General features: G+C 66.0%; 24 protein-coding genes and 2 pseudogenes. 4 read left to right on the forward strand and 22 right to left on the reverse strand.

The annotated features are described in order from the left end of the window. Window positions 1-185 precede the first annotated feature (185 nt). Window positions 186-467, reverse strand: a complete 282-nt coding sequence (locus ACWZHB_RS25365; protein ID WP_427904300.1) for a glutaredoxin family protein — start codon at window positions 465-467, stop codon at window positions 186-188. Window positions 468-555: 88 nt separating this feature from the next. On the opposite strand from ACWZHB_RS25365, the gene ACWZHB_RS25370 reads away from it, so the two are divergent. Next, window positions 556-1,581, forward strand: a complete 1,026-nt coding sequence (locus tag ACWZHB_RS25370) for an HAD family hydrolase (RefSeq protein ID WP_427904301.1) — start codon at window positions 556-558, stop codon at window positions 1,579-1,581. Here ACWZHB_RS25370 and ACWZHB_RS25375 read toward each other — a convergent pair whose 3' ends face one another. The 9 genes and pseudogenes from ACWZHB_RS25375 to ACWZHB_RS25415 all read right to left on the reverse strand — a co-directional run bounded on the left by ACWZHB_RS25375 (window position 1,582) and on the right by ACWZHB_RS25415 (window position 10,566). Continuing rightward, a complete protein-coding gene (locus ACWZHB_RS25375) occupies window positions 1,582-2,598 on the reverse strand; it encodes a lysophospholipid acyltransferase family protein (protein WP_427904302.1) in 1,017 nt (338 codons plus the stop codon). Then, window positions 2,595-3,629, reverse strand: coding sequence for an NAD-dependent epimerase/dehydratase family protein (locus ACWZHB_RS25380; RefSeq protein WP_427904303.1), 1,035 nt, complete (start codon window positions 3,627-3,629; stop codon window positions 2,595-2,597). The genes ACWZHB_RS25375 and ACWZHB_RS25380 overlap by 4 nt, the downstream gene beginning before the upstream one ends. 238 nt (window positions 3,630-3,867) lie before the next feature. Then, entirely contained in the window at window positions 3,868-3,969 is a 102-nt protein-coding gene (locus tag ACWZHB_RS25385; RefSeq protein WP_003402602.1) for a 30S ribosomal protein bS22, read from the reverse strand. A gap of 188 nt (window positions 3,970-4,157) precedes the next feature. Further along, window positions 4,158-4,439 carry a helix-turn-helix domain-containing protein gene (locus ACWZHB_RS25390; protein WP_378902047.1) on the reverse strand — a complete coding sequence of 94 codons (282 nt, stop codon included), beginning with the start codon at window positions 4,437-4,439 and terminating at the stop codon, window positions 4,158-4,160. A 144-nt stretch (window positions 4,440-4,583) separates the two neighbouring features. After that, complete coding sequence (gene proC, locus ACWZHB_RS25395; protein ID WP_427904304.1) at window positions 4,584-5,402, reverse strand: pyrroline-5-carboxylate reductase; 819 nt, start codon at window positions 5,400-5,402, stop codon at window positions 4,584-4,586. Between the two features lie 28 nt (window positions 5,403-5,430). Then, window positions 5,431-6,297: a thioesterase family protein gene (locus tag ACWZHB_RS25400; RefSeq protein ID WP_427904305.1), complete on the reverse strand. Its 867-nt coding sequence runs from the start codon at window positions 6,295-6,297 to the stop codon at window positions 5,431-5,433. Between the two features lie 160 nt (window positions 6,298-6,457). Then, the gene (locus tag ACWZHB_RS25405) at window positions 6,458-7,342 is read right to left on the reverse strand and encodes a sugar phosphate isomerase/epimerase family protein (RefSeq protein WP_427904306.1); all 885 of its coding nucleotides are present in this window, start codon (window positions 7,340-7,342) and stop codon (window positions 6,458-6,460) included. Between the two features lie 16 nt (window positions 7,343-7,358). After that, window positions 7,359-7,577, reverse strand: a pseudogene (locus tag ACWZHB_RS25410) (hypothetical protein); the annotation flags it as partial. Window positions 7,578-9,579: 2,002 nt separating this feature from the next. Beyond that, a complete protein-coding gene (locus ACWZHB_RS25415) occupies window positions 9,580-10,566 on the reverse strand; it encodes a Ppx/GppA phosphatase family protein (RefSeq protein WP_427904307.1) in 987 nt (328 codons plus the stop codon). 119 nt (window positions 10,567-10,685) lie between these two features. On the opposite strand from ACWZHB_RS25415, the gene ACWZHB_RS25420 reads away from it, so the two are divergent. Both ACWZHB_RS25420 and ACWZHB_RS25425 read left to right on the forward strand, forming a co-directional pair. Further along, window positions 10,686-11,510 (forward strand): hypothetical protein, encoded by an 825-nt coding sequence (locus ACWZHB_RS25420; protein ID WP_427909292.1) that lies wholly within the window; start codon window positions 10,686-10,688, stop codon window positions 11,508-11,510. Between the two features lie 70 nt (window positions 11,511-11,580). Further along, window positions 11,581-11,910 (forward strand): hypothetical protein, encoded by a 330-nt coding sequence (locus ACWZHB_RS25425; protein WP_427904308.1) that lies wholly within the window; start codon window positions 11,581-11,583, stop codon window positions 11,908-11,910. A gap of 201 nt (window positions 11,911-12,111) precedes the next feature. Here the strand turns inward: ACWZHB_RS25425 and ACWZHB_RS25430 are convergent, their stop codons facing one another. The 3 genes from ACWZHB_RS25430 to ACWZHB_RS25440 all read right to left on the reverse strand — a co-directional run bounded on the left by ACWZHB_RS25430 (window position 12,112) and on the right by ACWZHB_RS25440 (window position 14,547). Beyond that, window positions 12,112-12,801: a response regulator transcription factor gene (locus ACWZHB_RS25430; RefSeq protein WP_056814516.1), complete on the reverse strand. Its 690-nt coding sequence runs from the start codon at window positions 12,799-12,801 to the stop codon at window positions 12,112-12,114. Then, complete coding sequence (locus ACWZHB_RS25435; RefSeq protein WP_427904309.1) at window positions 12,798-14,036, reverse strand: sensor histidine kinase; 1,239 nt, start codon at window positions 14,034-14,036, stop codon at window positions 12,798-12,800. The genes ACWZHB_RS25430 and ACWZHB_RS25435 overlap by 4 nt, the downstream gene beginning before the upstream one ends. Before the next feature lie 130 nt (window positions 14,037-14,166). Then, window positions 14,167-14,547 (reverse strand): winged helix-turn-helix transcriptional regulator, encoded by a 381-nt coding sequence (locus ACWZHB_RS25440; protein ID WP_427904310.1) that lies wholly within the window; start codon window positions 14,545-14,547, stop codon window positions 14,167-14,169. A 109-nt stretch (window positions 14,548-14,656) separates the two neighbouring features. Between ACWZHB_RS25440 and ACWZHB_RS25445 the strand changes: the two genes are divergently transcribed. Further along, window positions 14,657-15,367, forward strand: coding sequence for an NADPH-dependent F420 reductase (locus ACWZHB_RS25445; protein WP_427904311.1), 711 nt, complete (start codon window positions 14,657-14,659; stop codon window positions 15,365-15,367). A gap of 103 nt (window positions 15,368-15,470) precedes the next feature. Here ACWZHB_RS25445 and ACWZHB_RS25450 read toward each other — a convergent pair whose 3' ends face one another. The 9 genes and pseudogenes from ACWZHB_RS25450 to ACWZHB_RS25490 form a co-directional block, all read right to left on the reverse strand. Continuing rightward, entirely contained in the window at window positions 15,471-16,175 is a 705-nt protein-coding gene (locus ACWZHB_RS25450; RefSeq protein WP_427904312.1) for a hypothetical protein, read from the reverse strand. Beyond that, window positions 16,172-17,527 carry a hypothetical protein gene (locus tag ACWZHB_RS25455; RefSeq protein WP_427904313.1) on the reverse strand — a complete coding sequence of 452 codons (1,356 nt, stop codon included), beginning with the start codon at window positions 17,525-17,527 and terminating at the stop codon, window positions 16,172-16,174. The genes ACWZHB_RS25450 and ACWZHB_RS25455 overlap by 4 nt, the downstream gene beginning before the upstream one ends. Before the next feature lie 2 nt (window positions 17,528-17,529). Beyond that, window positions 17,530-18,159: a DUF3558 domain-containing protein gene (locus tag ACWZHB_RS25460; protein ID WP_427904314.1), complete on the reverse strand. Its 630-nt coding sequence runs from the start codon at window positions 18,157-18,159 to the stop codon at window positions 17,530-17,532. A 1-nt stretch (window position 18,160) separates the two neighbouring features. After that, window positions 18,161-18,523 (reverse strand): hypothetical protein, encoded by a 363-nt coding sequence (locus ACWZHB_RS25465; RefSeq protein ID WP_427904315.1) that lies wholly within the window; start codon window positions 18,521-18,523, stop codon window positions 18,161-18,163. A 936-nt stretch (window positions 18,524-19,459) separates the two neighbouring features. Continuing rightward, on the reverse strand, window positions 19,460-19,987 hold the full coding sequence (locus ACWZHB_RS25470; RefSeq protein WP_427904316.1) for a hypothetical protein: 528 nt from the start codon (window positions 19,985-19,987) through the stop codon (window positions 19,460-19,462). 165 nt (window positions 19,988-20,152) lie between these two features. Further along, on the reverse strand, window positions 20,153-22,726 hold the full coding sequence (locus ACWZHB_RS25475) for a TPR repeat region-containing protein (RefSeq protein ID WP_427904317.1): 2,574 nt from the start codon (window positions 22,724-22,726) through the stop codon (window positions 20,153-20,155). Further along, on the reverse strand, window positions 22,726-23,046 hold the full coding sequence (locus ACWZHB_RS25480; RefSeq protein ID WP_427904318.1) for a hypothetical protein: 321 nt from the start codon (window positions 23,044-23,046) through the stop codon (window positions 22,726-22,728). Before ACWZHB_RS25480 ends, ACWZHB_RS25475 begins: the two co-directional genes overlap by 1 nt. Before the next feature lie 283 nt (window positions 23,047-23,329). Next, window positions 23,330-23,463 (reverse strand): annotated as a pseudogene (locus tag ACWZHB_RS25485) (IS3-like element ISAar24 family transposase); the annotation flags it as partial. A gap of 101 nt (window positions 23,464-23,564) precedes the next feature. Continuing rightward, window positions 23,565-23,921, reverse strand: a complete 357-nt coding sequence (locus tag ACWZHB_RS25490; protein ID WP_427904319.1) for a DoxX family protein — start codon at window positions 23,919-23,921, stop codon at window positions 23,565-23,567. Window positions 23,922-24,046: the final 125 nt, after the last annotated feature.

The raw sequence follows: 24,046 nt of genomic DNA on the forward strand, positions 1-24,046 counted from the left end.
GGCCTGATCGCGGTCCGGATCCTCTGTTCGTTCACCGGTGTGGGTCGCTGCAATTACGAGAGCGCGACCGGTGCCATAGGGGCGGTACAAACCCGGTTACCGCCGCCGCGTGGAGCGGCGGTGCGGATTGCGTGTCACCACCGTAACCGCTTGTGCAGGCGTTCACAAAGTCGGTGAATTCGGCCTCATTTTCCGTCGCGACCAGCGATCCGGCTCAGGTCCGCCCGCAACCGGGGCTCGTCGACGTCGAAATAGCTGTGTTCACGGCCGTTCAACAGGACCACCGGCAGGCGATCGCCGTATTCCGCGCGCAGTTCCGGCTCGCTGACCGCGGCTTCGTCGACGTCGACGGTGGCGACCGGGAGACCGAAATCACCACAGATCGTCTGCAATTGCGCCAGTGCCGTGCTGCACATGCCGCAACCTGCGCGAGTCAACAGGGTCACCGTCGGTGTGGGATTAGTCATGAGCCCTATTTAATCCCCGAGCCCCCAGCGGGTTGTCGGTGCCGCCGGTTACTGTGGACAGGGTTCGCGCGACTAGCGGAGGGTACTGGTGCCGGAACGTTCGAAGGTGACTAGGGCCGGATTCGTCGCAGGGCGATTCGGGGAGTTCCCTGCGCGGTGGCAGCCCAGCCGCCTCGGTCAGGAACTGCAGGAACAGTTCGCACGGCTGCCACGCAGCCCGTTCGGGCCGAGTGAAGAAGAGCTGCGCGCCAACCTGGCCGGTGAGGCCAGCGCCGACGCCGCGCTCGAGCTGCACGACGCCGAGCTCGCCGAACAGGGCACCGACGCGGGCCCCGAGGTTCCTCGCGACCTCACCGCCGCGGCGTTCTTCGATGTCGACAACACTCTCGTGCAGGGTGCCTCGATCGTCCACTTCGCCCGAGGCCTTGCCGCGCGCAAGTACTTCAAGACCTCCGACCTGGTCGACGTCGCCTGGAAGCAGGTGAAGTTCCGGGTCACCGGCAAGGAGAACTCGTCGGACATGGTCTCCGGCCGGGAGAAGGCGCTCAGCTTCATCGCGGGCCGCCCCACCGCCGAACTCGCCGCGCTCGGCGAGGAGATCTACGACGAGATCATCGCCGACAAGATCTGGCCCGGCACCCGCGCACTCGCCCAGATGCATCTCGACGCCGGCCAGCAGGTCTGGCTGGTCACGGCCACTCCGGTCGAGCTGGCCAATGTGATCGCCAAACGCCTCGGCCTGACCGGCGCCCTTGGCACGGTCGCCGAGAGTGTCGACGGCAAGTTCACCGGTCGCCTGGTCGGCGACATCCTGCACGGCCTCGGCAAGGCGCACGCCGTGCGCACGCTGGCCGTGCGCGAAGGCCTCAATCTCAAGCGCTGCACTGCCTACTCCGACAGCCACAACGACGTCCCCATGCTGTCGCTGGTCGGCACAGCGGTCGCCATCAACCCCGACTCCGACCTTCGCGAAGTCGCGAAAAACCGAGGCTGGGAAATCCGCGACTTCCGCACCGGCCGCAAGGCGGCCAAGATCGGCGTCCCCACGGCCCTGGCACTGGGTGCGGCAGGCGGTGCGGTGGCGGCCGTCGTGGCCCGCCACCGCGAGCACTAACTAACCGAGCACCACGTTCCGGCGCTTGGCCAGCAGCTTGTACAGGGTCTGCTGGATGGTCTCGCGGACCTGGTCGGTGACCTCGAACATCGTCATCGGGTCATCGGCCTCCTCCGGCTCGAACGCCGTGGTCGCGATCGGCTCACCGAACTCGATGTACCACTTCGACGGCATCGGCACCGCACCCAACAGCCCCAGATGCGGGAACAGCGGTGTCACCGGGAAGTACGGCAGCCCGAGCAGCCGTGCGAGCGGCTTGATATCGGCCAGCTTCGGATAGATCTCCTCGGAGCCGACGATCGACACCGGAATGATCGGCACCCCGGCCCGCACCGCGGCCGACACGAACCCACCGCGCCCGAACCGCTGCAGCTTGTACCGGTCGGCGTAGTTCTTGCCGACGCCCTTGAATCCTTCGGGGAACACGCCGGCGATGTGCCCGGCGCGCAGCAACCGTTCGGCATCGGGATGGCAGGCCAGCGTGTGCCCGGCCTTACGGGCCAGCGCACCCAGCAGCGGCATCTCGAAGATGAGGTCGGCGGCGAGCAGCCGCAGCGCCCGGTGCTGCGGATGCTTGTCGTGCACGGCCAGTTGCAGCATCAGCCCGTCGATCGGCACGGTGCCCGCGTGATTGGCGACCAGCAGCGCGCCACCGACGGCGGGAATGTTCTCGATACCCGTCACCTCGACGCGGAACCAGTAGTCCGACAGCGGTCGCAGCGCGGGCAGGATGACCGATTCGAGCAGGTGCCGGTCGTAGCCGAACTCGTCGATCTGGTAGTCCCCGGTGAGCCGACGGCGCGCGAATTCCGCGGTCCGTTCGATCTGCTCGCCGACGGCATCGCGCACGATGTCGGTAAGCGATTTCGGCGGCCGCGCAGGCATTCCCGGCCGACGCTCGCTGAGGGAGGTGACCGGCATCGCCTGCGTCGGCTGATCCGGCCATCGCCGGGTCTGCGGTCGCTGTCGGGTCTCGACATTCACGTCGAGACGAATGACTTTCGCTCCCTCGTTCATGTATGCGCTCCTGAACCGGCCCTTATGAGGCCGAGCAGTTTGTGTTCCGCGGCGTCGATCCAAGCCGGATCGAAGACGGGCCGCAACGCTGCGCCCGCGATGAAGTCATCGAATGCCTGGACCGTGGTCCAGCGTGGGGTGAAACCGAGTTCGGTTCGCATACGGGTGGTGTCGAGCCCGCAGCCGAAATAGAAATAGTCGGGTTGTTCGCCACTGAATCCGCGCATGATCGGGCCCATCAGCGAGCGGCCGACCGTGCGGAAGACAAAGAACGGCACCGGGGCAACGATGCGCCCGGCTCGGCGGATCGCCTGCGACATGGCCAGCGCGCCGTCACCGGCGATATTGACCGTGCCACCGTGCGCACGCTGCGCCGCGTGTACGAGCACCGCGACGGCATCCTCCTCGTGCAGCAATTGCAGTCTGGCTTCGCGACCGAGAACGGTCGGGGTGACCGGCGAACGCAGATATTGCACGCCCCGATCGGCCAGACGTGGACCGACGATCGGCGCGAAACGCAGAATCGACGCCGAGATATCGGGCCTGCGCCGCGCCATTCCACGGACCAGCGCCTCGATATCGATCATGTCGCGCGCGAACCAGCCCGCGGGCGGTGTGCGCGCGCCCATTTCCTCGGTGAATTTCGCCGGATCCTTGGCGCTGCAGCCGTACACCGCCGACGACGACCGCACGACCACGCGCCGCACCGACGGCGCCTTGTGACACACGGCGAGCAATTGCATGGTGCCGAGGACATTGAGGTCCTTCATCACCGCGCGACCGCCACCGGCCGGCGGGCGGGTGAGCACGGCCGCGTGCACGACAGTATCGACGTCGTTGCCTTCGACGACCTTGCGGATCAGCGGATTCCTGATATCGGCGCGCACGAACTCGGCACTACCCATTTTGCGGCGGAGCTCACGGCTCGGGGTCACGGTGTCCACCGCGATGACACGTTCGACGCCGGGTTCGGCCGCTAGACGCGCCGCGACATTGCCACCGAAGAAGCGGCTGGCACCAGTGACCAGCACAACCCTCGGCGTGTGTCGTTCCCGTGTGTCGGAACTCGAACCTGACCCCACTCAAAGCCCCCTGCTCGTCGTGTTTCGCGTACCAGAGTAGCCGCATTCGCGCCACTCGCCGTCACGATCTACAAGCTTTTAACACTGGCGACCCGTTCGTGCACAGCGAGATTCACAAACTGGGGCATTTCACAGCAAGGGCCCGTCACCTTCGAAAAGGTGACGGGCCCTTCGCAGGCACGCAGGCTTACTTGCCGAGTTTGCGCCGCTGAACACGCGTGCGGCGAAGCAGCTTGCGGTGCTTCTTCTTCGACATACGCTTGCGGCGCTTCTTGATCACAGAACCCATAGGGTTTCCTCGCGTTCTCTCTACTCGGCATACACACGCGTTGGTCACGTGCGTCGTCTGGCGTCCGCGCCGCCGGGGCAACCGGACACCACGAACGGTGCCACCGGCAGGCGGACACGAACCGATTGTCCATGCTACCGGGACACCGTCGCGGCGACGAAACCGCCCTTGTACCTGGCCGAACTACCTCATCCGGCGTCGAAGTACGACGTCTCCAGGTAGTCGTGCACCGCCTTCGCGTGCACTCGGAACGAGCGTCCGACGCGCACCGCGGGCAGTTCACCCGAGTGCACGAGCCGGTACACCGTCATTTTCGACACCCGCATGAGATCGGCGACTTCGGCGACGGTGAGGAACTGCGTGCCACCGCCGATCACCGTTTGTGGGGTGGCGCCGACCCGTGGCCCGGGCGAACCCGAACCACCGCCCGACGCCGATGGATTACTTGACATTCTGTTCGCAGACATCATGGCACCATTGACCTCCGGCACGCCCGCGCCGCCGGCTTCCCCACCAGCGGAACAGACACGCACGTGCTTCTACGAGCTTAGCGGGACCAGTGGGATTACTGCGACGGGTGTGAGAAATCGGTTTTCAAACCGGGTACCCGATCGTCACTCGTTCGTTGCGCCCTGTTCGGCGGAGCGCTGCTTGGCCGCGTGGAGCGCTTCGGTGAAAGTCGAGCGCAGCGCGCCACGTTCGAGTTCGCGCAGTGCCGCCGCGGTGGTGCCGCCGGGCGAGGTGACCGCGGCCCGCAGATCGGCCGGGCTCTGCCCGGTTTCGTCGAGCATGGCCGCCGATCCGATCATGGTCTGCACGACCAGTTCGCCTGCCACATCCCGGGCCAGACCGAGGCCGACCGCGGCGTCGACCATCGCCTCGACGACGAGGAAGAAGTACGCGGGCCCCGAACCCGACACCGCGGTGACCGCGTCCATCTGCGATTCGGGCACCGTCACCACCTTGCCGACGGCTTCGAGCATCTCGCCGACCTGCTCCAGCTGTTCGGCCTTGGCGTAGCGACCGGGCGACTGCACGCACATACCCTGCCCGACCAGCATCGGCGTGTTCGGCATGACGCGTACGACGGCGAAACCCGCAGGTAGCTTCGCCTCGAGCCGCGCGGTGGAAACCCCGGCGGCCAGGGAGACCAGCACTTGGTCGCCGCTGCTGTCCAGGTCGGCCTTGGACAGGTCGGTGAGGACCGAGTCGACCACACTGGGCTTGACCGCGATGACCACGATGTCGGCACCGACCACCGCGTCGCTGACAGATCCGCTCACCCGCACCTTGAACCGCTCGGCCAGCTGCGCGGCCCGCGGGGCGAGCGGCTCGACGATGACCAAATCCTTCGTCGCCCGGCCGGATTCCAGCAATCCGGCCACCAGCGCCTCACCGATCCGACCGCCACCGACCACCGCAATTCTCGTCATGCGAACAAGGTTAGTGGGGTGGGGCTGCTCAGCGCGCCGCCGGGATCAAGGCCAGTTGGCGACTCTGGGCGACGACGGCACCGGTCGAGTCGATGACCAGGTGGTCCTCGTCGAACATCCGCTCACCGACCTCGCGGGCGGTCGCGATGACGCGCAGCCAGCCGGGCGCGGGGATGCGACGCAGGTAGGTGGTCATCTGGACCGTCGGCGACCAGCCGAAGTGGCCGAGGTTCATCGGCACCGGCGGGCTGATGTCGGCGGCCATCATCGCGAAGGCGGCACGTGCCCTCGGGTCGGATTCGTCACCGTCGAACGGGCGGATCCACAGCCGCAGCCGGGGCGGGCCGGTCTCGCCGCGCAGGAATTCGCCCCATGTGGGGTCGATCACCATGTGGGCACCCTGGCTGACGTGCACGATCTTGCCCATCGGCGAATCGGGGGTGTACTGGAACGCCTGGTCGGTCGGCTCCGCGGCCATGTCGGTGCCGGGTCCGCTCCAGCGCGTCTCCGCGGAATCGAGGTGGCCGAAGGTGAACGCGGTGCGGACGAGGGTGCGACCGTTCTGGATCAGGTCGACGTCGGCCAGGCAGATCTGGCGGCCCTTCTTACGGATGTGCACCGCGTACTCGACCTCACCGGGATCGGGGGCGCCGAGAAAGTCGGTGCTGGCCGCGATGGGCGCCATCCGGGCGAGCGATTCGTCGGCCTCGGTGAGCCAGCGAGTCGCCGCGGCGGCCGTGGCCGCGACCATGGTGCCGCCGTGCACCTTGGGGCCGATGGTCCAGGTGGGGTCGATGATGCCGGCGTAGCGGCCGGTCTCGGCATCGGTGGTGGTGAGCTCGGTCAGGTCGAGGACCTGACTGAACGGCGCGTCGGTCGCGAGTTCTCGCGTCATCGTCACTCCTGGTCGAGGGGCACAGCAATTCGTACAGCGTACAAGCTGGTTGGTGACGCAAGTATTCCGCGCTGGGGTATCGGAGTCACCCAGCCCGGGCTGTGCACATCGGTGACGACGAACGGGGATTCCGGCCGAGGTCGGTTGCCTGCCGTGCCGGTCATGGGAGGTCGGCGTGGTGCGGCCTGGGATCCGGGGTTGCGCCGGTGAGGTGACGGCGTGCGAATTCGAGAGTGCGCGCCAGTTGCGCGGAGCGTTCGGCGGTGGTTCGCGCGTTCTGGGTGTTGATCTCGGCGACCGCGTGGCCGCGGAAACCGGTGTGTACCAGGTGTTCACACAGTTGGGCGCAGGGCTGGGTGCCGTCGCCGGGGACCAGGTGTTCGTCGTGGGCGGCGCCGCGACCGTCGGCCAGGTGCAGGTGGACCAGGCCCTCGCCCATCCGGCGGGCCAGCTCGAGCGCGTCGGCGCCCGCGGTGGCGGTGTGCGAGAGGTCGAGGGTGTAGTGGTCGAAGCCGGTATCGGTCGGATCGTAGGAGGGGCTGAACGCGCTCACCGCACGTCCGGGGCCCGCGCGCCGTTCCAGCCTGCGCACCGCACCGTCGCGGAACAGGGTGTCCGCGCGCATCGGGAACATGTTCTCCACAGCCACTTTCACCGGGTGATGGGCCTCGAGCTCACCGACCTGATCGGCGAAACCCCTGGCGTAGCGGCGCTGCCAGCGAAACGGCGGGTGCACCACCACGGTGTCGGCGCCGAGCGCCTCCGCGGTGCGCACGCTGCGTTCGAGCTTGGCCACCGGGTCGGCGCCCCAGACCCGCTGCGAGATCAGCAGACACGGCGCGTGCACGGCGAGCACCGGCACGCCGTAACGCTTGGCGTAGGACTGCACGGTCGCGATGTCCTGGCTGGCAGGCTCGGCCCAGACCATCAATTCCACACCGTCGTAACCCAATTCGGCGGCGTAGCGGAACGCCGCCTGGGTGTTCTCCGGATACACCGAGGCCGTCGACAGCCCGATCGCGATGTCCGCTCGTGCGTTCCCCACAGCCCACTCCCTGTATTCAGCTGGTACTGAGGAGAAAGGCTAGCGGTCCCAGCGTCACGAAGACGCCTACGACGACGGCGATCACAGTGCTGTAGATGTCGTCGGTGCGGCGCAGGATCCGCACCAGCGCCACCAGACCGAGGATCACGACCGTCGCCAGCGCCAGCGCCACCAACGCCATCGACTCCCACAACGTCTCGAAACCCTTGAACAGCAACATTCCGGCGACTGCCGCACCCGCGCTCTGCGCGCCGAGGATCAGCCACTGGCGGCGGTTGTCGTTGTCGCCACCGCCGCGCGCCATGCTCGACACGCGTGCGGCGCGGCTCGCTACCGACCCGCCCGCCCGATTACCCGACAGCCGGCTCGCGGCCCGCGACTCGGCGATGCTCGCGGCCTTCGACTCCGCCCGGCGCGACACCTTCGACCTGGCCCGGCTGGTCAGCTTCGACGCGGCGGCCTTGGTCGCGGCGCGCCTGCTCGCCCTGGTCGGCTTCGGTTCGTACTCGTCGTCGTAGTCGTCGTCGAAAGCCGCGTCGTCGTAATCGGATTCGGCGTAGTCGGCGTCGGAGTAGTCGTTGTCGACGTAATCGCGGTCGACGTAATCGGACTCGGCGTAGTCGTCGGTGTCCTCGTCGGCGGCGTGGTCGTCGCGATACACGATCTCGGTGTGCGCGTCGGCGTCCGGACCGCGATCAGCCCGCTGCCGCAGCAGATCCCCGGCCACCGACTGCCCGGACACCAGCGGCTGCTCCTGGCTGACCGGCGACCACGCGGCGGTCGGGAAACCACCGCTCTCCGGTGCGGGCGCGGACTTGTCCGGCCGATGCCTGCGCGCCGACCACGACGGCAACCCACCGGACTTCGGCTCACCCCGCCTGCGATCCAGCGAGGGGCGCTGATCCGCACCGCGCGCAGGCGGGGCATCCACGCCCGGCGCGAGGTTGTAGGCCTGCGTCGCCTCGGCATTCGCCGGATACCCGTTGAACCCTGGCGCGGGCTGCCCGTTCACCCCCGGCGCGACCTCGTCACGACTTGGCGCGTTGAATCCTGGCGCGCCGTTACGACCCGCTCCGTTGAAACCTCGCGCGGTCTCGGGGCCCTTCCGCCCGTCGACAGGCTGCCCGTCGAAAGACTCACCAGGCCGCCCGTTGAAGCCTGCTGCGGGCCTGCCGTCGAAAGACTCACCCGGTCGGCCGTTGAAGCCCGGCGCGGGCCGAGGGTCGAAGCCCGATCCGGACTGACTGCCGAAACCGGGACCGATCTCGGGCAGATCGTCCAATCCGCGCGACTGCCCCGGCCGACCCATGAAAGCCTGCGGCGCGTCGATGCCCGCCTCGTACAGGGGCGCGTCGAACGCGGGGCGGCCCGGCGCCGGGCTCGGCTCGGCTGCCTCTTCCGCGGCTTCGGCGGCCCGCCTGCGCGCCGCCCGCCCACCGGTCACCGGCGGCTTCGGCGGCTCGGCATAGGGCGCGGCCTCGGGCTCATCCGGCCGATGCCGCCTGCCCCCGCCGACAGCGGGGAGCGCACCGGAGCCGAACATCTCGGCGATACCGGGATCGACCGGCTGCGCGGGACCGCCGGGAACGCCGAGCCGACCAGGACCACGCCCACCGCGCGCGGCGGTATCGCGTGCCTCGGCACGGAACGGCCCGAACGGATCGGACGACGGTCGCGGCTCGGCGAGACCGAGCGGATCGGGCGCGGAATACCCTGCGTCGGGATCGAATCGGGTGATCGGACCCGACATCGGCGAGAACGCCGGTTCAGCCGGGCCGGGCGGCGGATAAGGCGCGGGCTGGTAACTCGCGGGTGGTTCGTAAGGCGCGGGCTCAGGCGCGTAGCTCGGCGGGGGTACATAGGCGGGCGGCGGTTCCGGCGCGGGCGCGGCATGCGAATTCGGCTTCACGGCCGCGTTCTCACCGGTCAGATCGTTGACCGAGAGCCCGCGTCCACTGCGCCGCCGCCGGCCACCGCCACCGGAGGCCGCGGGCGCGGCCCCCTGCGCGGCGTTACGCGCCAGCAGCTCGGCCACCGATAGCTGCTTGGAATCCTCGCCACTCATACTGCGTCCCTCCGGCACGCTCTACTGCCCCGCGAACTGACGCGAGCCACCGCCTTCGACACAGTCACGCAAGTTACCGCCTCCGGGCGCTGACCGCTCATGCTGCTTCTCTCCGGCATGCTCGGGCGCCCTCCGTGGCCACGCTTCGCTACCGCCTCCGGGCGCTGACCGCTCATGCCGTCTCCACTTCCGCGACTGGTGTCACCGGCGGCACACCGACCGGCCCACCGCCATTGGGCTCGGAGTCCAGTTTGCGCAAGATGAGGCCTTCGCGCAGCGCCCATGGGCAGATTTCGATGCTGTCGAGCGATAACGCCCGCATACTCGCCTCCGCGACCAATGCGCCGGCCACCAATTGCTGGGACCGGTCCGAACTCACGCCTTCCAGCTCCGCGCGATCCGAGGCGGTCATCCGGGAGATGAACGCGATCAGCTGGCGCAGACCGGAGCTGGTCAGTGTACGGCGCACCCGTGGGCCCGCGGCCGAGGGTGCGGCGCCGGTCAGCCGGGCCAGCGAACGGAATGTCTTCGAGGTGCCGACGGCCAGATCGGGTCGGCCCGCGTCGATCATCGTCTTGGACGGCACGACGAGTTCGGCGTCGAGCCAGTCGCGCAGGACCGCGATCTTGCGCTTGCCCGGCGGATCGTCGCGCAGCCACTCCCTGGTGAGCCTGCCCGCACCGAGTTGCAGCGACAGCGCCACATCGGGTTCCTCGTCGCCGCCGTTGGACAGCTCGAGCGAGCCGCCGCCGATGTCGAGGTTGATGATCCGGCCCGCGCTCCAGCCGAACCAGCGGCGCACCGCGAGAAACGTCAGCCTGGCCTCGTCGTCGCCGGAGAGCACCTCGAGATCGACTCCGGTCATGGCCCGCACCCGCGCGAGCACTTCGTCGGAGTTGGTCGCCTCACGCAGCGCCGACGTGGCGAAGGGCATCAGCTCGACGCACTTGGAATTGCGTGCCAGATCAGCGAATTCGAGGATGGTCGCGATCAGCCGCGCCTCACCCTCCTCGGTGATCCGGCCCATCGAATCCATGCTCTCCGACAGCCGCAACGCCGACTTCGACGAACTCATCGGCATCGGGTGTCCACCACGATGCGCGTCCACCACGAGCAGGTGGACGGTATTGCTTCCGACATCGAGAACACCAAGCCGCACACGAATACGGTACTTGGTGATCCGGTACGACAGGCCAGGCGACTGAACTGTTAGCGTCACGAGTTGTGACCGAAGGCGCAGCTGGCACCGCGGAGACCGGGCTCCGACCTGGGAATAAGATCAATCCGGCCCCGGAGGTCGACCTCGATTTCCCACGCGAGTGGATCGAGTTCACCGACCCAGCAAACGACGAGCACCAGATCGTCGCCGATCTGACGTGGCTGCTGTCGCGCTGGACGTGCGTGTTCGGCACGCCTGCCTGCCAAGGCATCATCGCCGACCGCCCCGACGACGGGTGTTGCTCACACGGCGCTTTCCTGTCCGACAAGGACGATCGCAAGCGCCTGTCATCGGCTGTGAAGATGCTCACATCCGACGACTGGCAGAACATGGACGAGGCCACCGACAACGGCAAGGTCGTCAAGAAGGGTTACCTCGAACTAGACGAACTCGAGGACGAACCGGCCCTGCGCACCCGCCGCTTCGAGGGCGCCTGCATCTTCCTCAACCGACCGGGGTTCGCCGCGGGTCCCGGCTGCGCGCTGCACATCATGGCGGTGCGCAAGGGCATCGAACCTCTCGAAGTGAAGCCGGACGTGTGCTGGCAACTGCCGATCCGGCGGACCCAGGACTGGGTGGATCGCCCGGATGGCGTCCAGATTCTGCGCACCGTCGTCACCGAATACGACCGGCGCGGCTGGGGGCCCGGCGGCCTGGATCTGGATTGGTATTGCACCGGCTCCCCCGACGCCCACGTCGGCGCGAAGCCGGTCTGGCAGTCCTACGGCCCGGAACTGCGTGAGCTGCTCGGTGCGCCCGCCTACGACGAACTCGCCCGGCACTGCCGCCGGCGCGAGGGTCTGAGCCTGGTCGCCGTGCATCCGGCCACCGTCGAAGCCGAGCGGATGAACCCCGAATCTCACGGAGCGAATCACTCGGAGTGAAAGCCTCGTGACCACTTGGTTCACCTGTAGGTCGTGCATCTGTCACCGAACTCGGGTTGGATAGCTGTTCATGTCCAAGAAAGCGATCTACGCAGCGACCCTCGCGATCGGCGCGACCCTCTCCATGACCGGCCTGGCCAACGCCGAACCGAACGGTGATCCGGCCGCGTACGCGGACTTCACGGCCGACTTCGTGAACTACACCGACCCGGCCGCGATGGACGCCGCCAAGAACGGCAAATACATCATCATCTCCACGATGGGCACCTCCTCCCCGATCGGCTGCCGCGGCAACGGCACCGATGTGCCGATCTACGACTGCAAGCAGTTCGACGGCGTGGAAGTGGTCTCCCTGAAGAAGATCGAAACCCCCATCGGCACCGCCTGGAGCGTGCTGTAAGCAAGCCCCTCTCCGCCTCTCCGCGACTCTAGGCCAGATCTAGGTGCGGGGGGGGCCGGGTACGCGGCTGGCGGTGACGTTGTTGCCCGAGTTGGCTCGTGCCCGGTGAGTTACCCATGTTCTTGCTAAATCAGGCATTCCGTCTATGAACGAAAAGATCCCGCCGGTGCGCCGGCGGGATCTTTCGTTGTGGGGCTGGTGTCAGGCTTCGAGCTTGTAGCCGAGGCCTCGCACGGTCACCAGGTGTTCCGGCTTGGCCGGGTCTGCTTCGATCTTCGAGCGCAGGCGCTTGACGTGGACGTCGAGGGTCTTCGTGTCGCCTACGTAGTCGGCGCCCCAGACGCGGTCGATCAGCTGGCCGCGGGTCAGTACGCGGCCGGAGTTGCGGAGCAGGTATTCGAGCAGGTCGAACTCCTTGAGCGGCAGGGTGACCTGGCCACCGTTGACGTGCACGGTGTGGCGGTCCACGTCCATCCGCACCGGGCCCGCCTCGAGGACGCCGTTCTCGCTGCCGGAGTCGAGCTCGTCACCGGCGCCGCGGCGCAGCACAGCCCGGATCCGCGCGATCAGCTCGCGGGCCGAGTACGGCTTGGTGACGTAGTCGTCGGCGCCGAGTTCCAGCCCGACGACCTTGTCGATCTCGCTGTCGCGCGCCGTCACCATGATCACCGGCACGCCGCTGCGCGTACGCAACTGCTTGCACACGTCGGTGCCGCTCATCCCGGGCAGCATCAGGTCCAGCAGCACGATATCGGCGCCGGAGCGGTCGAATTCGGCCAGCGCGGACGGGCCGTCGCCGACGACAGTGACGTCGAAGCCTTCCTTGCGAAGCAGGAACGCCAGCGGCTCGGCCAGCGAATCCTCGTCTTCGACGATCAACACACTCGTCATCTGCGTGCCTCCACACCGTTCGTTCGTCCCGCGAGAGTGCGCGGGACGGTGGTTTCTCTCGTGGTGGACTCCGGCGTCTGTTCCGCGTCCTCGTCCCCATCGGCTTCCAGATGGGCGGGGATGCGCAGCGTGAACGTCGAACCGGTGCCCAGTTTGCTCCACAGGGTGATCTCGCCGTTGTGATTGGCCGCCACGTGTTTCACGATGGCCAGGCCGAGCCCGGTGCCGCCGGTCGACCGGGATCGGGCCTTGTCGGAGCGGAAGAACCGCTCGAACACCCGTTCCTGGTCTTCCTTGGCGATTCCGATCCCTCGATCGGTGACCGCCATCGCGACATGATCGCCGCGCAGCGACCGGCTCACCGACACGTGCGAACCCTGTGGTGAATACGCGATCGCATTCTCCACCAGATTCGACAGCGCGGTCACCAGCAACGTTTCGTCACCGAGCACTTCCAGCCCGCTCGGCCGGTCGGTGCTGACGGTGATGCCCGCGGCCTCGGCGGCGGTGCGCGAGCGGTCGACCGCCTGCTGAACCACCGTGTCGACGTCGACCACGGCCAGATCGGGCAGTTTCTCGGCGCCCTGCAATCGCGACAGCGCGATCAGCTCGGTCACCATTTTGCCGAGGCGCCGCGATTCGCCGAGCACGCGCGAGCCGAAGTGGCGCACGGCCTCGGGATCGTCGGCCGATTCCAGCATGGCCTCGGCCAGCAGGCTCATCGCGCCGACCGGCGTCTTGAGTTCGTGGCTGACGTTCGCCACGAAATCGCGCCGCGTGGCTTCCATGCGGGCCTGCTCGGAATCGTCGTCGGCGAACAGCACGACGAAGCTGGTTTCCTCGCGGGAGAGTTTGCGGGCCACGCCACGCACGGCGATCCGGCCGCGGCCGGGTAGCGGGTTCTTGGCGGTGAGGTCGTACTCGGCGGATTCGCCGGTCGCGAGGACCTTCTCCACGGCGGCCCACGCCCGTTCGTCGAGCAACCGGTTGCGGACGAGTCCGAGTTCCTCGGCACGCGGATTCACCAGCACCACGTCGCGGTATTCGTCGACAACGGCGATGCCGGACTCGGACGCGAGCACGATCAGGTCGAGCACCTGCGACATCGTCAGCCCGGTGTCTTCCTGGGTGCGGGCGGCTTGCCTGGCATTGACGAACGGGATCAGCAGGCCCCCGACTGCCAGTCCGACGACAGCCGCGAGGACTGCCAACAGCACTGCCTGCGGAACACTCACAAGATTGATCGTACGAGTGCGGACCGACATAACGTCGGCGGGTCGACGAAGTTTCGCGCAGGTCACAGGCACTTGGCATGGCGTTCTCTTGCCGTTCACCCGGCAGGCACTCTGGCCGTCGCCGGGCGTGTCAGCCGGGGGGCTCGCCGTACATGGCGGCGGTCACAGCGGAGCCGTGCCGGTCGACCCATGCGCCGAGCGCATAAATGGGAACGAGCAGATCGCGGCCCGCTTCGGTGAGTTCGTATTCGACCCGCGGCGGCGCCTCGGCATACCGCCGCCTGCGTACGAGCGTCATCCGCTCCATCCGCCGCAACGTCTGGGTCAACATCTTCTGGCTGATCCCGCCCGCGCCCGCGAGCAGTTCGCTGTGACGTTGCGGACCATCGCGCAGCAGGTACACCACCACCGGCAGCCACGAATTCGCGAACAGATCCACCGCCATCCGCGCGGGACAGTCGGCCTCGTAGGCACCGTAGGGCGGGAACTGCACCGATTCGGCGGTGGTCATGGGTACCAGCGTGCCACCGCCGAAAGGCACCCGCAGGTGCCTTTCGGCCTTTCTAGCGTCGGTGTGGTCGATGCCAACGGGCTCGGCACCTGCAATCACAGGAGTTCTCATGCGAATCGGAATCATCGGTGCGGGCGCGATGGCGGCCGCGTTGGGCGGCGGCTGGGCCGCGGCGGGTCACGAGGTGCGGATCGGCGCCCGCTCGGCCGACTCGGCGCAGGCACTCGCGTCCGAGATCAATGCGATCGGTGGACCTGATGCCGACCGGACGAGCGGATCTCCGGTCGACGTGCGACCTGCGACGATCAGCGCGACGATCGCCTTCGCCGAGGCGGTGCTGTTCGCGGTGCCCGTGAGCGCACTCACCGAACTGCTCACCGCGCACGGCGCCGAGCTGGCCGGAAAGATCGTCATCGACTGCACCAACGCGTTCCTGCCGGACGAGTCGGCACCCGACGGCGTCACCGCGTTTGTTCTGAGCGAGGACGCGGTCGCCGAACGAATCGCTGTGGCAGCGCCGAAAGCCCACGTGGTCAAGGCCTTCAACCTGCTCGCCGCCGAGGTCTGGGCAGGCGCCGACCGCGTCTTCGACGGTGTGCGCCTGGCCGTCCCGATCTGTGGCGACGACGCCACGGCCGTACAGACGGTGGCTCGTCTAGCCGAAGACCTTGCGCTGCAACCGTTCCCCGCGGGCGGCTTGCGCCGAGCCAGATACCTGGAGGCCGCCTCGGTCTTCACCGTCGGTCTATGGTTCGGAGGCCTCGACGCCCGCGCGATGCTGCCCCCGCTGTCGGCGGCCTTCGCGGTCGCGGACGCCTGAGCACGCCGAGCGGTGGCCTCTCTCGCCGAAGACCGTGCACTGCGGCCATTCCCGGAGGCCGGCCTAGTGGACGGGAATCCCGGACGCGGCGGGGTGATCGGACTCAGTCGTCGGGCGAACCGGCGATCGCGATAGCCTCGATCGCATCGATCAGACGTTGCTTGTCCGCTGGTTCGATGTGCAGATCCCGGTACCGTTGGTAGGTGAGATAGCGTCCGTCGTCCGTCACATCGAGCCAAGTCAGATATCGCGCCGGCGTCGGTCGTTCGGCATGCAAACCGACCCTGACCTCGATGCGACCGTAGGCGGCGCGTTCGGCCGCGGTGAGCCGGTGCATGCCGGCGGCGACGGAATCGGCTGGGCGCTGCCAGGATTCGAAGTGCGCGGCCAGCCGGTCGACGTCCTCGACGAGATGTCCCGCGCGTCCGGCGGGCTGCTCGCCGAGGAAGGTGGCGAAAGCCCGTGCCACCATTCGCCCGGCACCCGAGAACACCTCGACACTGTTGTCGTCGTACTGGCGGATCACGACGCCGCGCTCGCCGGACCGCGCGCCGTAAGCCCGCAGCCGGGGACCTGCCTCGTCGAACACCGCCATCGCGGTCTCGGGTCTGGCCGCATGCCGCAGCACTGCGGTCAGGTCCGGGTCGGCGTTGGTGGGCCAGCGCTGCGCCGCGGCCTGTGCGAGCTCCTCGTACCGGTCCTGGGTGGCGGCTGCCGAATACACCGTGAGCGGGAAGGGGTACCGGTCGTCATCGGTCTCCCCCTGCCACACGTGCGCGAACTCGTCGGCGGTGAACGTCCAGCTCACAACGCTCCCGTGGCCGTGCCACCCGTTTGGTCCGCGGGCCGGGTCGCGGGCGCGTCCGCGCCGATCGCTTCGGGCACCGTGGGCTGTTCCGCGCCGAGCAACTCGGGTTGAACACCGCGAAGATAGTCGGGCGCCTGGTGTTCCTGCTCGTCGTCTTTGCCGCCGCCGCGCGCACCCGGCGCACCCATCATGCCCGGGCTCATTCCGCGCCCGGCCGAGGCCGCACCGGAAACACCACCAGCCGTGAGGCTTTGACCAGCACCGGCGAGCGGGCGCCCAGCAACAGGCGCGGCCGCGCCGGGCGTGTTGCCGCCCGGATTCGAACCACCACCGGGCGATCCTGACCCCGGCGAGCCGGACCCTGGCGATCCTGACCCCGGCGAGCCGCCGGACGGGTTGGTGCCCGGCGCGGTCGAGGCAGGAGTCGTCGACGCAGGAGTGGTGCTCGCGGGGTCGGTACCGTCCTGTCCCTGAGAATCGTCGGTGCTGCTGTCCTCGGTATCCGTGCCGGCCGACGTTGTCTCGTCTTCGGTCGTCGTGCCGGGCTGGGTGGTCTCCTCGGCGGTGTCGCCGGAAGTCCCCGCGTCGGTGTTGTTTCCACCGCCGCCGGTGGTGCCACCGTTGTCCGACCCGCCGCCGCCCGTGCCGGTGTCATCGCCCGGCTGGGTCGGTGCGACGAAGGTCGGCACATTCTCGCCCGCGGGACCATAGGTCGGCTTATAGGTCAGGTTCATCGCCGCGATCGCCTCCAGGCGCCGGCTCTCCTTCTCGCGCGCGATCGCCGCCGCCCCATCGGGAACCGCGAGCTCCGTCAGGCTCGTCGGCACCGAGGTGCCCGTGTTCGTCCCCTCGGTCGAGGAGACCGGTGCCGGCACAGCCACTTTCACCGCCTCCGCACCATAGGCCGCGGCCTTCACCCGATGCCCGACCGCGGACAGCACTGTGTACACATCGGTCGCCTCGGTGATGAACCGCCGCCCAGCGGCTTCTCCCGCCGACGCGAACGCACCGTCCAGGCTCGACGACGCGCGCCCCGTCTGCAGCATCAACCCGGTTACCGCACCGGAGATCTCCGTGAACATCGCGACCCACTTGTCGCCGAACTGCTGCATCACACCCGGCTGCATCTGCTGCACGGCGTTGTAGATGTCCTCGTGCGAAAGACCCTCGAAGACTTCCCAACTCCCGCTCTGGATGTAGGCCGGATCGGTTCCCCCGTGGCTGAGCGAGCTCTGCTGCTTCTCGGCACCTGACTGCTGCTGATTCCCGTTGGCCGTCGGTACGAGCGGTACCCCGAATGTTGTCGACAGAATGTCCGTCAGCGGAACTTGCGTTCCTCCCCCGTCCGCCATGGTCAGTTCTCCTTACCGATGGATTTCTCTACTGCCGAGGCGATTTCCATGATGTTGGCGCAGGGGTCGAGGTTCTGGTTCTTGCCGAGACTTTGGACTCGGATCCACATCAGTACCACGCCGACCTTCGTCTCCATCTGCACGTTGCATTCATCCGTGGCTCCAGGCGCACCCTTGCCCCACCCCGCTCGGCGGCCATTGATTGTCGTCGACTCCAGCCAGCTTCCGTTCTTCTGCAGGTTCTCTTCCCACGTGATGTTCCCCGAATCCAGGCCAAGCGCCAGCGTGTTGCCTGGGTTGTCGAAGGTGCACGTCAAGAACGTGTACTCGGCAACAAGGTCTGGCCCCCGTTCCCGAGACTCCGAACGGAAACCCACGGACTCGATATCGGCGGCACCGATCCACGTGCAGGGGTCGAAGACCACCTTCGGACGGCCCGATGACCGGGTGTACTTGTTGTCCTGCGACGGCGGCTGCAACTTCGGATTGGTCAGCGTCGGGCGTGCTGTCTGGGTCTCGGTCACACCCTCCGATGTCGGGGAAGCTGACTTAGCAGCGCCGGGAGTTGAACTACATGACGCGCTTGCCAATGCGACCAGAAGGCAACTCGCGATGGATATTCCAGTTTTCATCTCATGCCTGTCCGCTGATCGAGCTCAACGCCGACGCAGTGAGCTGATCAGCCTCGCCTAGGATTCCCGCAGCCTGAAGGTACCCATCAGCCATACCCCGCGCCGCCGATGCCATCTGTTCGAGTACTTGCACAGCCGACGCCGCCTTGTCCGCGAATCCTTTCTGCAGCTGCAGAGCGGAGTTCAGAGACCCGAACCCATGGATGCTCTGCAGGTGAGCCGCATCCTTGACCCACCCATCACACGTCGCCGCGAACCGCAGATACGCCCCAGCCACCTCCCGCGCGGCATCCGGCTCCATCGTCAACTGCCCCGACGAAGCCGCGTTCCACAGCTGTGCCGCAGCATCCCCACCGATAGCCATTGAGCCCTCCCCCACGTCCGCTCGTCAGCACGCAGTGTAGCGCCCCACCGCACAACCGAGAATCCCCCGGATTCGCGCGGTTGGGTTCGTCCGACAGGTCTCCGCTCGGCCCGATACCTCCACGGCAGACCACGAACTGGGACCAAGCCGCGACCTGCCCGCCGATTCGCACGAAGGATCGCCTGGCCTATTTCCCGGAAGAAAGGGGCTGGGGTGGCTGTTGGATGTACGGGTCAGGTCGGAATGGTTCGCAGGTTTGCCGCGCCATATCGTTGATGATCGACTCGTCGTCAACCACCAGGAATCGGGGAGTATCCGACCTCTCCCCTGCTCCATTCGGCTCCGTTGTCCACGACACAGTGTGCGTCGCAGCAGAGTAGACCATGTGCGGCGCACTTAATTGCAGCTGACCATTGGGTCCCATGCTATAAGCGCCCGGGCTATCATATCTGCACATATCGAATTCCCATTGCGATGACGACACCGCCCTAACGTCGACTACCCGAAACGTTTCACCACCAGTTTCAGCCAGCGTCTTCACAGGCAAGTAGACAGGTTTGTTTTCGGGGCCGACTATCGCGAGGATTTCAGGTGGGATAGTCGGATCAAACTTGGGACGCCATTCGTGGACCAAATCCATTTCCTGGAAGATGACTTCTACAGCCGCTTGCTGTTGCGAACTCAACGGGACAGCAGAATCCCAGATGGTTTCCAGAGGCGGAAACGGAAAAGGCGAACTAGTCACGGACGAGGTAGGAGCCGCCTGCGTAGAATCTGTCGCGGGGTCTGGAGCACATGACGGCGTCATGACCACAGCAATGGGACAAAGTACGACACCAAGCACCTTGGACATAAATCTCATCGAGCCAACTCCCCACCTATGCATCCGACACCGAGTGTCAACGCAAGGCATCCTCGGCGAGCCACCCACATATCCTATTTTCCGGACGAAAGAGGCTGAGGCGGCTGCTGAATGTACGGGTCGGGTAGGAATGGTTCGCATGTTTTACGCGCCATATCATTGCCAATCTGCCGAGAATCAACGACCAGAAATCGGGGAGCATCCGAAATCTCCCCGGCACCATTCGGCTCCGTCGTCATCGACACAGTATGCGTACCAGCCGAGTAGACGATGTGAGGCGTACTCAATTTCAGCTGACCATCGGAGCCCATACTGTACACTCCCGGGGTATCGTACACGCAAACATCGAAATCCCATTGAGTTAACGATATCTCCTTAACCGCAACTACTCGATAGAGTTTGCCACCAGTTTCAGCAAGCGCCTTCCCAGGCAAGAAAGCTGGCTTATTCCCAGGGCTGACGATCGCGAGGATCTCGGACGGGATAGTCGGATCAGATATGGGGATCCATTTACTTACCAAATCAATCTTCTTAATGGCGGTATCTGCCGCCGCCTGCTGCTGCACGCTCAGCGGCGCAGCAGCATCCCAGGTGTACTGCACAGGCGGAAATGGAAAGGGCGAACTAGACGCCGACGTGGCAGTGGGGGCCGCAGGAGGCTCCGTCGCCGGTGTCGTGACGCATGACGAAGTCAGGACCACAGCATTGAGGATAAGTGCTGTACCCAGCACCTTAGGTGTGAGTTTCATTGATATCGCGTTCTCGTCCTATTCTGTTCCAGTTCGGATTACCGAGAGCGATGAGCCACCCAGTCCTGCACCCAATGCCGTTGTCATTCCATGCGTAGTCTGGTAGCTATCGATAATCGATTGCAATCCTTGCGATCCCATGTAGGCACCAAGTTCATGCTGCGAATTCTCCGAACGAGGACCGCTCAGATCCACAGGGCGGCCAGTTTGCGAATCGATCAGACCCGTGTCGAGTTTTCCATGTTCAAACGCAGCGTTCAGGATCGACTGCTGAAACCCACTTACGGCTGATGCATTCATTGCGGTTCCGTTGGGATACTGGACCGTCATCTTCTCGGGATCATCGACATACTGCATAATCATGCCTTCGACAAGGCCTTCGCCGAGCATCGCCGCGGCTTTCTTACCGCCCTCGACGCCAGTGGCAGCACCCAAGCCGTAACTGTCCTGCGTGAGGCCCTTCGTGTAATCCAATCCGACATCGACGCTTCCCATCAGGACCTGGTCGACAAGTTTCGCTGCTGCTTTTTTGTTGTCGTATATTTCCTGTTGGGAATCATTGTGTTGCTGGACAGCGTTCTGGTCTTGAAATGTTAGCGCATTGGCGGCTGCATTCGTTATACGGCCGTCCAATGTTGCAAGCTCGCTGACATGTCGCCCCAGATATTCACTGGGCGGTACTTCGTTTTGCGTGTATGCGCGGTTCAAGAATTCTGATTCATACGCTGACCGCGCGACCTCCAGCGTTAACCTGCCGCCCTCGGATTGGCTCGCCAAATAGAGCAGACGGTTCGCATCGGTCACAGCGATCTGCGCCTCCCCATGGTCAGGCAGGTAAGCCGTTCTAGGGACCAGGTGGTTATCCCATGCCTCGATGTTCGAGCCCATGGCAACCGACAGCCCCCGGGCGAGTTCGGGGTTGTTCACGAACCCCATCTCGATCTTTTTGAACTCCTCCACCTCGATCCCACCCGAGCGATGGCGATCGGGTTTGTCGTCGTCGGGGTCGTCCACCTCCTCGCGGGGAGTGAACACATCGGGCAAGTGGGTGAGGGCCTCACGGGCTTGGAGTGCGTCGGTGGTCAGTTTGCCGTCGGCGCCGACTTCGTGGGATTCGGTGCCGATCCAGCTGATCATCTGGCCGGCGGCGGTTCCGTTGTCGACCCAGTCGTGCTGGAAGATTCCCTGGACGACCTGCGGGTCGTATTTCTCGTAGCTTTGCCCGGGGACGTCCTTGCCGAAGAGTTCTTCGCTGCCGTTGCCTGTCAACAACGCGTAGCTGGCGTCGTTGTTGCGGGTGCCCACGGACAGCAGATCGGCGGCGCTGTGTTCTGTGCGGGACAGCCACTCCGGTTCATTGGGATCACCGGTGTAGTTCTGATATCCGCCGTTGTCGGCGATCCATGCCTGGTTCGCGGCTTGGCGATCGAGCTCGACACCGAATCGTTCGCCGGGAATGTAGGCCTGGTCGGAGGACGCGAGGAACTGCCCGAAACCGCGCATATCCTTCGTGTATTCCTGGACACCGGCCCACCGATCCATGTTCGGCCCGAAAAAGCCCGAGCGGTAGTCGTCAGGCAGATCGGAGGTGTTGCCGTCGGGGCTGTCGTTGAAACCCGGGCGGGTGCCGATGAGTTCGCGGATTTCGGGGTGGAGTTGGTCCCAGCCGCCGCGTTCGGGGATCGCGCCGGCGCTGGCGGGGGTGACGACGTCCTCGTTGGACAGGGTGAGCAACCCGTCGGCGAGGCTCGAGCGAAGTTCGAGGGACTCCGGGGATCCGTTCACCACGAGGCGGTCCGCCAGGTCGATCAGGCCGTCGCGACCGGCCTTGTCATAGAGGTTGCTCAGGTAGTCCATCGTCGACTGCGGGACGGTGACTTCCTGGCCGTCCGCCAGTGCCTGGAGTTGTTCGGGGGTTAGTCCGGCCTGGTTGAGGCGGGCGGTGATCCGAGCGATCTCCTCGTCCGACAATTTGCCGTCGGCGATGGTCTCGCCGTCCTGACGGCCGAGCCCCGCGACATCGACCGTCGTCGCGGTCGGCACGTCCAATCCGTTGCCGAGCTGGTTGCCGCGGACGCGTACCTCGTCCGACGCGGTGTCGAGAGTCGAGATCGTTTGCGCCACCGCGGCCAGCAGGCTCGACTTCGCGGTATCGATCAGACCCTGATGGTGGACGACCCCGTCCTTGACCTTCTGTTTTTGCTCGTCGGTGAAATCGGACTCGGTGTACGGCTTAGCCGACACCTTCCAACTGTCGTCGACGGTCATGCCGACCGGCGACTCTGCATCGTGCTCCGCATCAGCGACGCGGCCGAGCAGCACACCACGCTCGCTGGCCAGTCGCGAGTCGGCGCTACGGAGCACCGTAGCGATATCACGAATTTCCGTGGACAGCCGGCGACCCTGGTCATTCTCCTCGTAGAAGCGGTCGTAGGCGGCCAGATACGCAGCGCCCTGCCAGGTTGTCTCCCGGAAATGAGTCAGCGTGGAACCGAGTTGGGTTTCATAGGCAGTGGTATCGTCTTCGAGCTCCTGAGCCCATTCCGACAGCTTCTCCGGTTTCCACGCCTCGACATCTTTGCGTGTCGCCATCAGCTGACGCTCCCGGTGGCGAAGAAATCCATTTCCTCGAGTCGGTTCTTGAATTGCTGGTCGGTGGTCTGGACGTCATCGGCGCATTGATTGACGATGCCCGCCAGCTTCCGCATCCGCTCGGCGATCCGCAACCACGCACCCTCCGAGTACTCACCTGCCTTCGCGCACGCAGCCCCGATCTCGACACCGGGGAACGACTCACCGACCTTGTCGCCGTTGGTTCGGACATCGATCGTGTCGATCTCCTCCCCCACCGAGGTCACCGTGGTGGCGAGCTTCCTCAATTCGTTTATATCGACCTGCAACACGTGACGCACTCCCCCCTCAGACAAACGAACAAGGAACTGTTCGGCCGATCGACCATATCTGTTCACCTTTACGCTGCGCTACTGACCGTGACCGGCCGAGCTGTCGCCTACCTGCACGCGATCACGTTCGCTTGGCCTATGCGCTGTATGCATGCCGCCGAAGCCATCGGCGCAGCGGGGGAGTGGGACATCGCACCCCGCTGTCGAAACCGGAAGCGGGGCAGCCGTGGCAGCATGATGTTGCAACCCGAACGCGCGGTGACGATCCGGGGCGGCCCAGTCGAAGGGTGGCCATCATCGCGTTATCGAGACCATCGCCAACGGTGCCGAACGAGGGCAGCAGGCCCCGCTGAGCGGATTTTCTCGCCGAAGACAATATGTGAACTGGGTTCCGTGGTCGGCGTGCACGATCCCGCCGGTGTCGGGGCTTACCTGCGCGGACCAGTGCGATCGTGCGTGCGTGGAAGGGCAGGTCAGTCTGCTCGATCCAAATCCAGGGCCCGGTGCGGCGCGAGCGAGCGAGCTCCTCAACTCGCTCGAGCGGCAATGCCGAGACCCAGGGCGACCGCGACCGGCACCAGGTACAGAACCGGGAACGCCACGGTCTTGTACGAACGGGCGCGCAGCACCGTCACCACAGCACCGGCGAAGTACAGGATCAGCCCCACAGCTGCGGCAAACCCGATCATCGGGACGAACGGGCCGACCAGCAGCCCCACCGACCCGAGCGCCTTGGCGATACCAAGCGGCGTCCACCAGGTCCGCGGCACGCCGTATTCCACCAGCGGCTCCACCACGAAGGGTGCGCGGCGCAGCAGTGAGACCGCCGAGAAGCCCACCCACAGTGCGGCGACGACAGTGACGATGACGTAGGCGGTGTTCATGGCGTAACTCCTTCGGCGGCCGCGCGTTTCGCGGTATCTACCGAGGTGACGACACAGCCGTCGCGGGTGTGACATCGCCGCGAAAACACAACGGCCCCACACCCTTCGAAAGGTGTGGGGCCGAA

The organism is Nocardia sp. FBN12 (assembly GCF_054031145.1).

Bases quoted from the DNA above. Each gene is read 5' to 3' on its own strand.
- ACWZHB_RS25455 (WP_427904313.1), bottom strand. From the start codon at position 17,527: ATGGCGGACGGGGGAGGAACGCAAGTTCCGCTGACGGACATTCTGTCG.
- ACWZHB_RS25365 (WP_427904300.1), bottom strand. From the start codon at position 467: ATGACTAATCCCACACCGACGGTGACCCTGTTGACTCGCGCAGGTTGC.
- ACWZHB_RS25475 (WP_427904317.1), bottom strand. From the start codon at position 22,726: ATGGCGACACGCAAAGATGTCGAGGCGTGGAAACCGGAGAAGCTGTCG.
- ACWZHB_RS25400 (WP_427904305.1), bottom strand. From the start codon at position 6,297: ATGACGCGAGAACTCGCGACCGACGCGCCGTTCAGTCAGGTCCTCGAC.
- proC (WP_427904304.1), bottom strand. From the start codon at position 5,402: ATGACGAGAATTGCGGTGGTCGGTGGCGGTCGGATCGGTGAGGCGCTG.
- ACWZHB_RS25390 (WP_378902047.1), bottom strand. From the start codon at position 4,439: ATGATGTCTGCGAACAGAATGTCAAGTAATCCATCGGCGTCGGGCGGT.
- ACWZHB_RS25490 (WP_427904319.1), bottom strand. From the start codon at position 23,921: ATGAACACCGCCTACGTCATCGTCACTGTCGTCGCCGCACTGTGGGTG.
- ACWZHB_RS25385 (WP_003402602.1), bottom strand. From the start codon at position 3,969: ATGGGTTCTGTGATCAAGAAGCGCCGCAAGCGTATGTCGAAGAAGAAG.
- ACWZHB_RS25425 (WP_427904308.1), top strand. From the start codon at position 11,581: ATGTCCAAGAAAGCGATCTACGCAGCGACCCTCGCGATCGGCGCGACC.
- ACWZHB_RS25460 (WP_427904314.1), bottom strand. From the start codon at position 18,159: ATGAAAACTGGAATATCCATCGCGAGTTGCCTTCTGGTCGCATTGGCA.
- ACWZHB_RS25430 (WP_056814516.1), bottom strand. From the start codon at position 12,801: ATGACGAGTGTGTTGATCGTCGAAGACGAGGATTCGCTGGCCGAGCCG.
- ACWZHB_RS25375 (WP_427904302.1), bottom strand. From the start codon at position 2,598: ATGAACGAGGGAGCGAAAGTCATTCGTCTCGACGTGAATGTCGAGACC.
- ACWZHB_RS25440 (WP_427904310.1), bottom strand. From the start codon at position 14,547: ATGACCACCGCCGAATCGGTGCAGTTCCCGCCCTACGGTGCCTACGAG.
- ACWZHB_RS25445 (WP_427904311.1), top strand. From the start codon at position 14,657: ATGCGAATCGGAATCATCGGTGCGGGCGCGATGGCGGCCGCGTTGGGC.
- ACWZHB_RS25465 (WP_427904315.1), bottom strand. From the start codon at position 18,523: ATGGCTATCGGTGGGGATGCTGCGGCACAGCTGTGGAACGCGGCTTCG.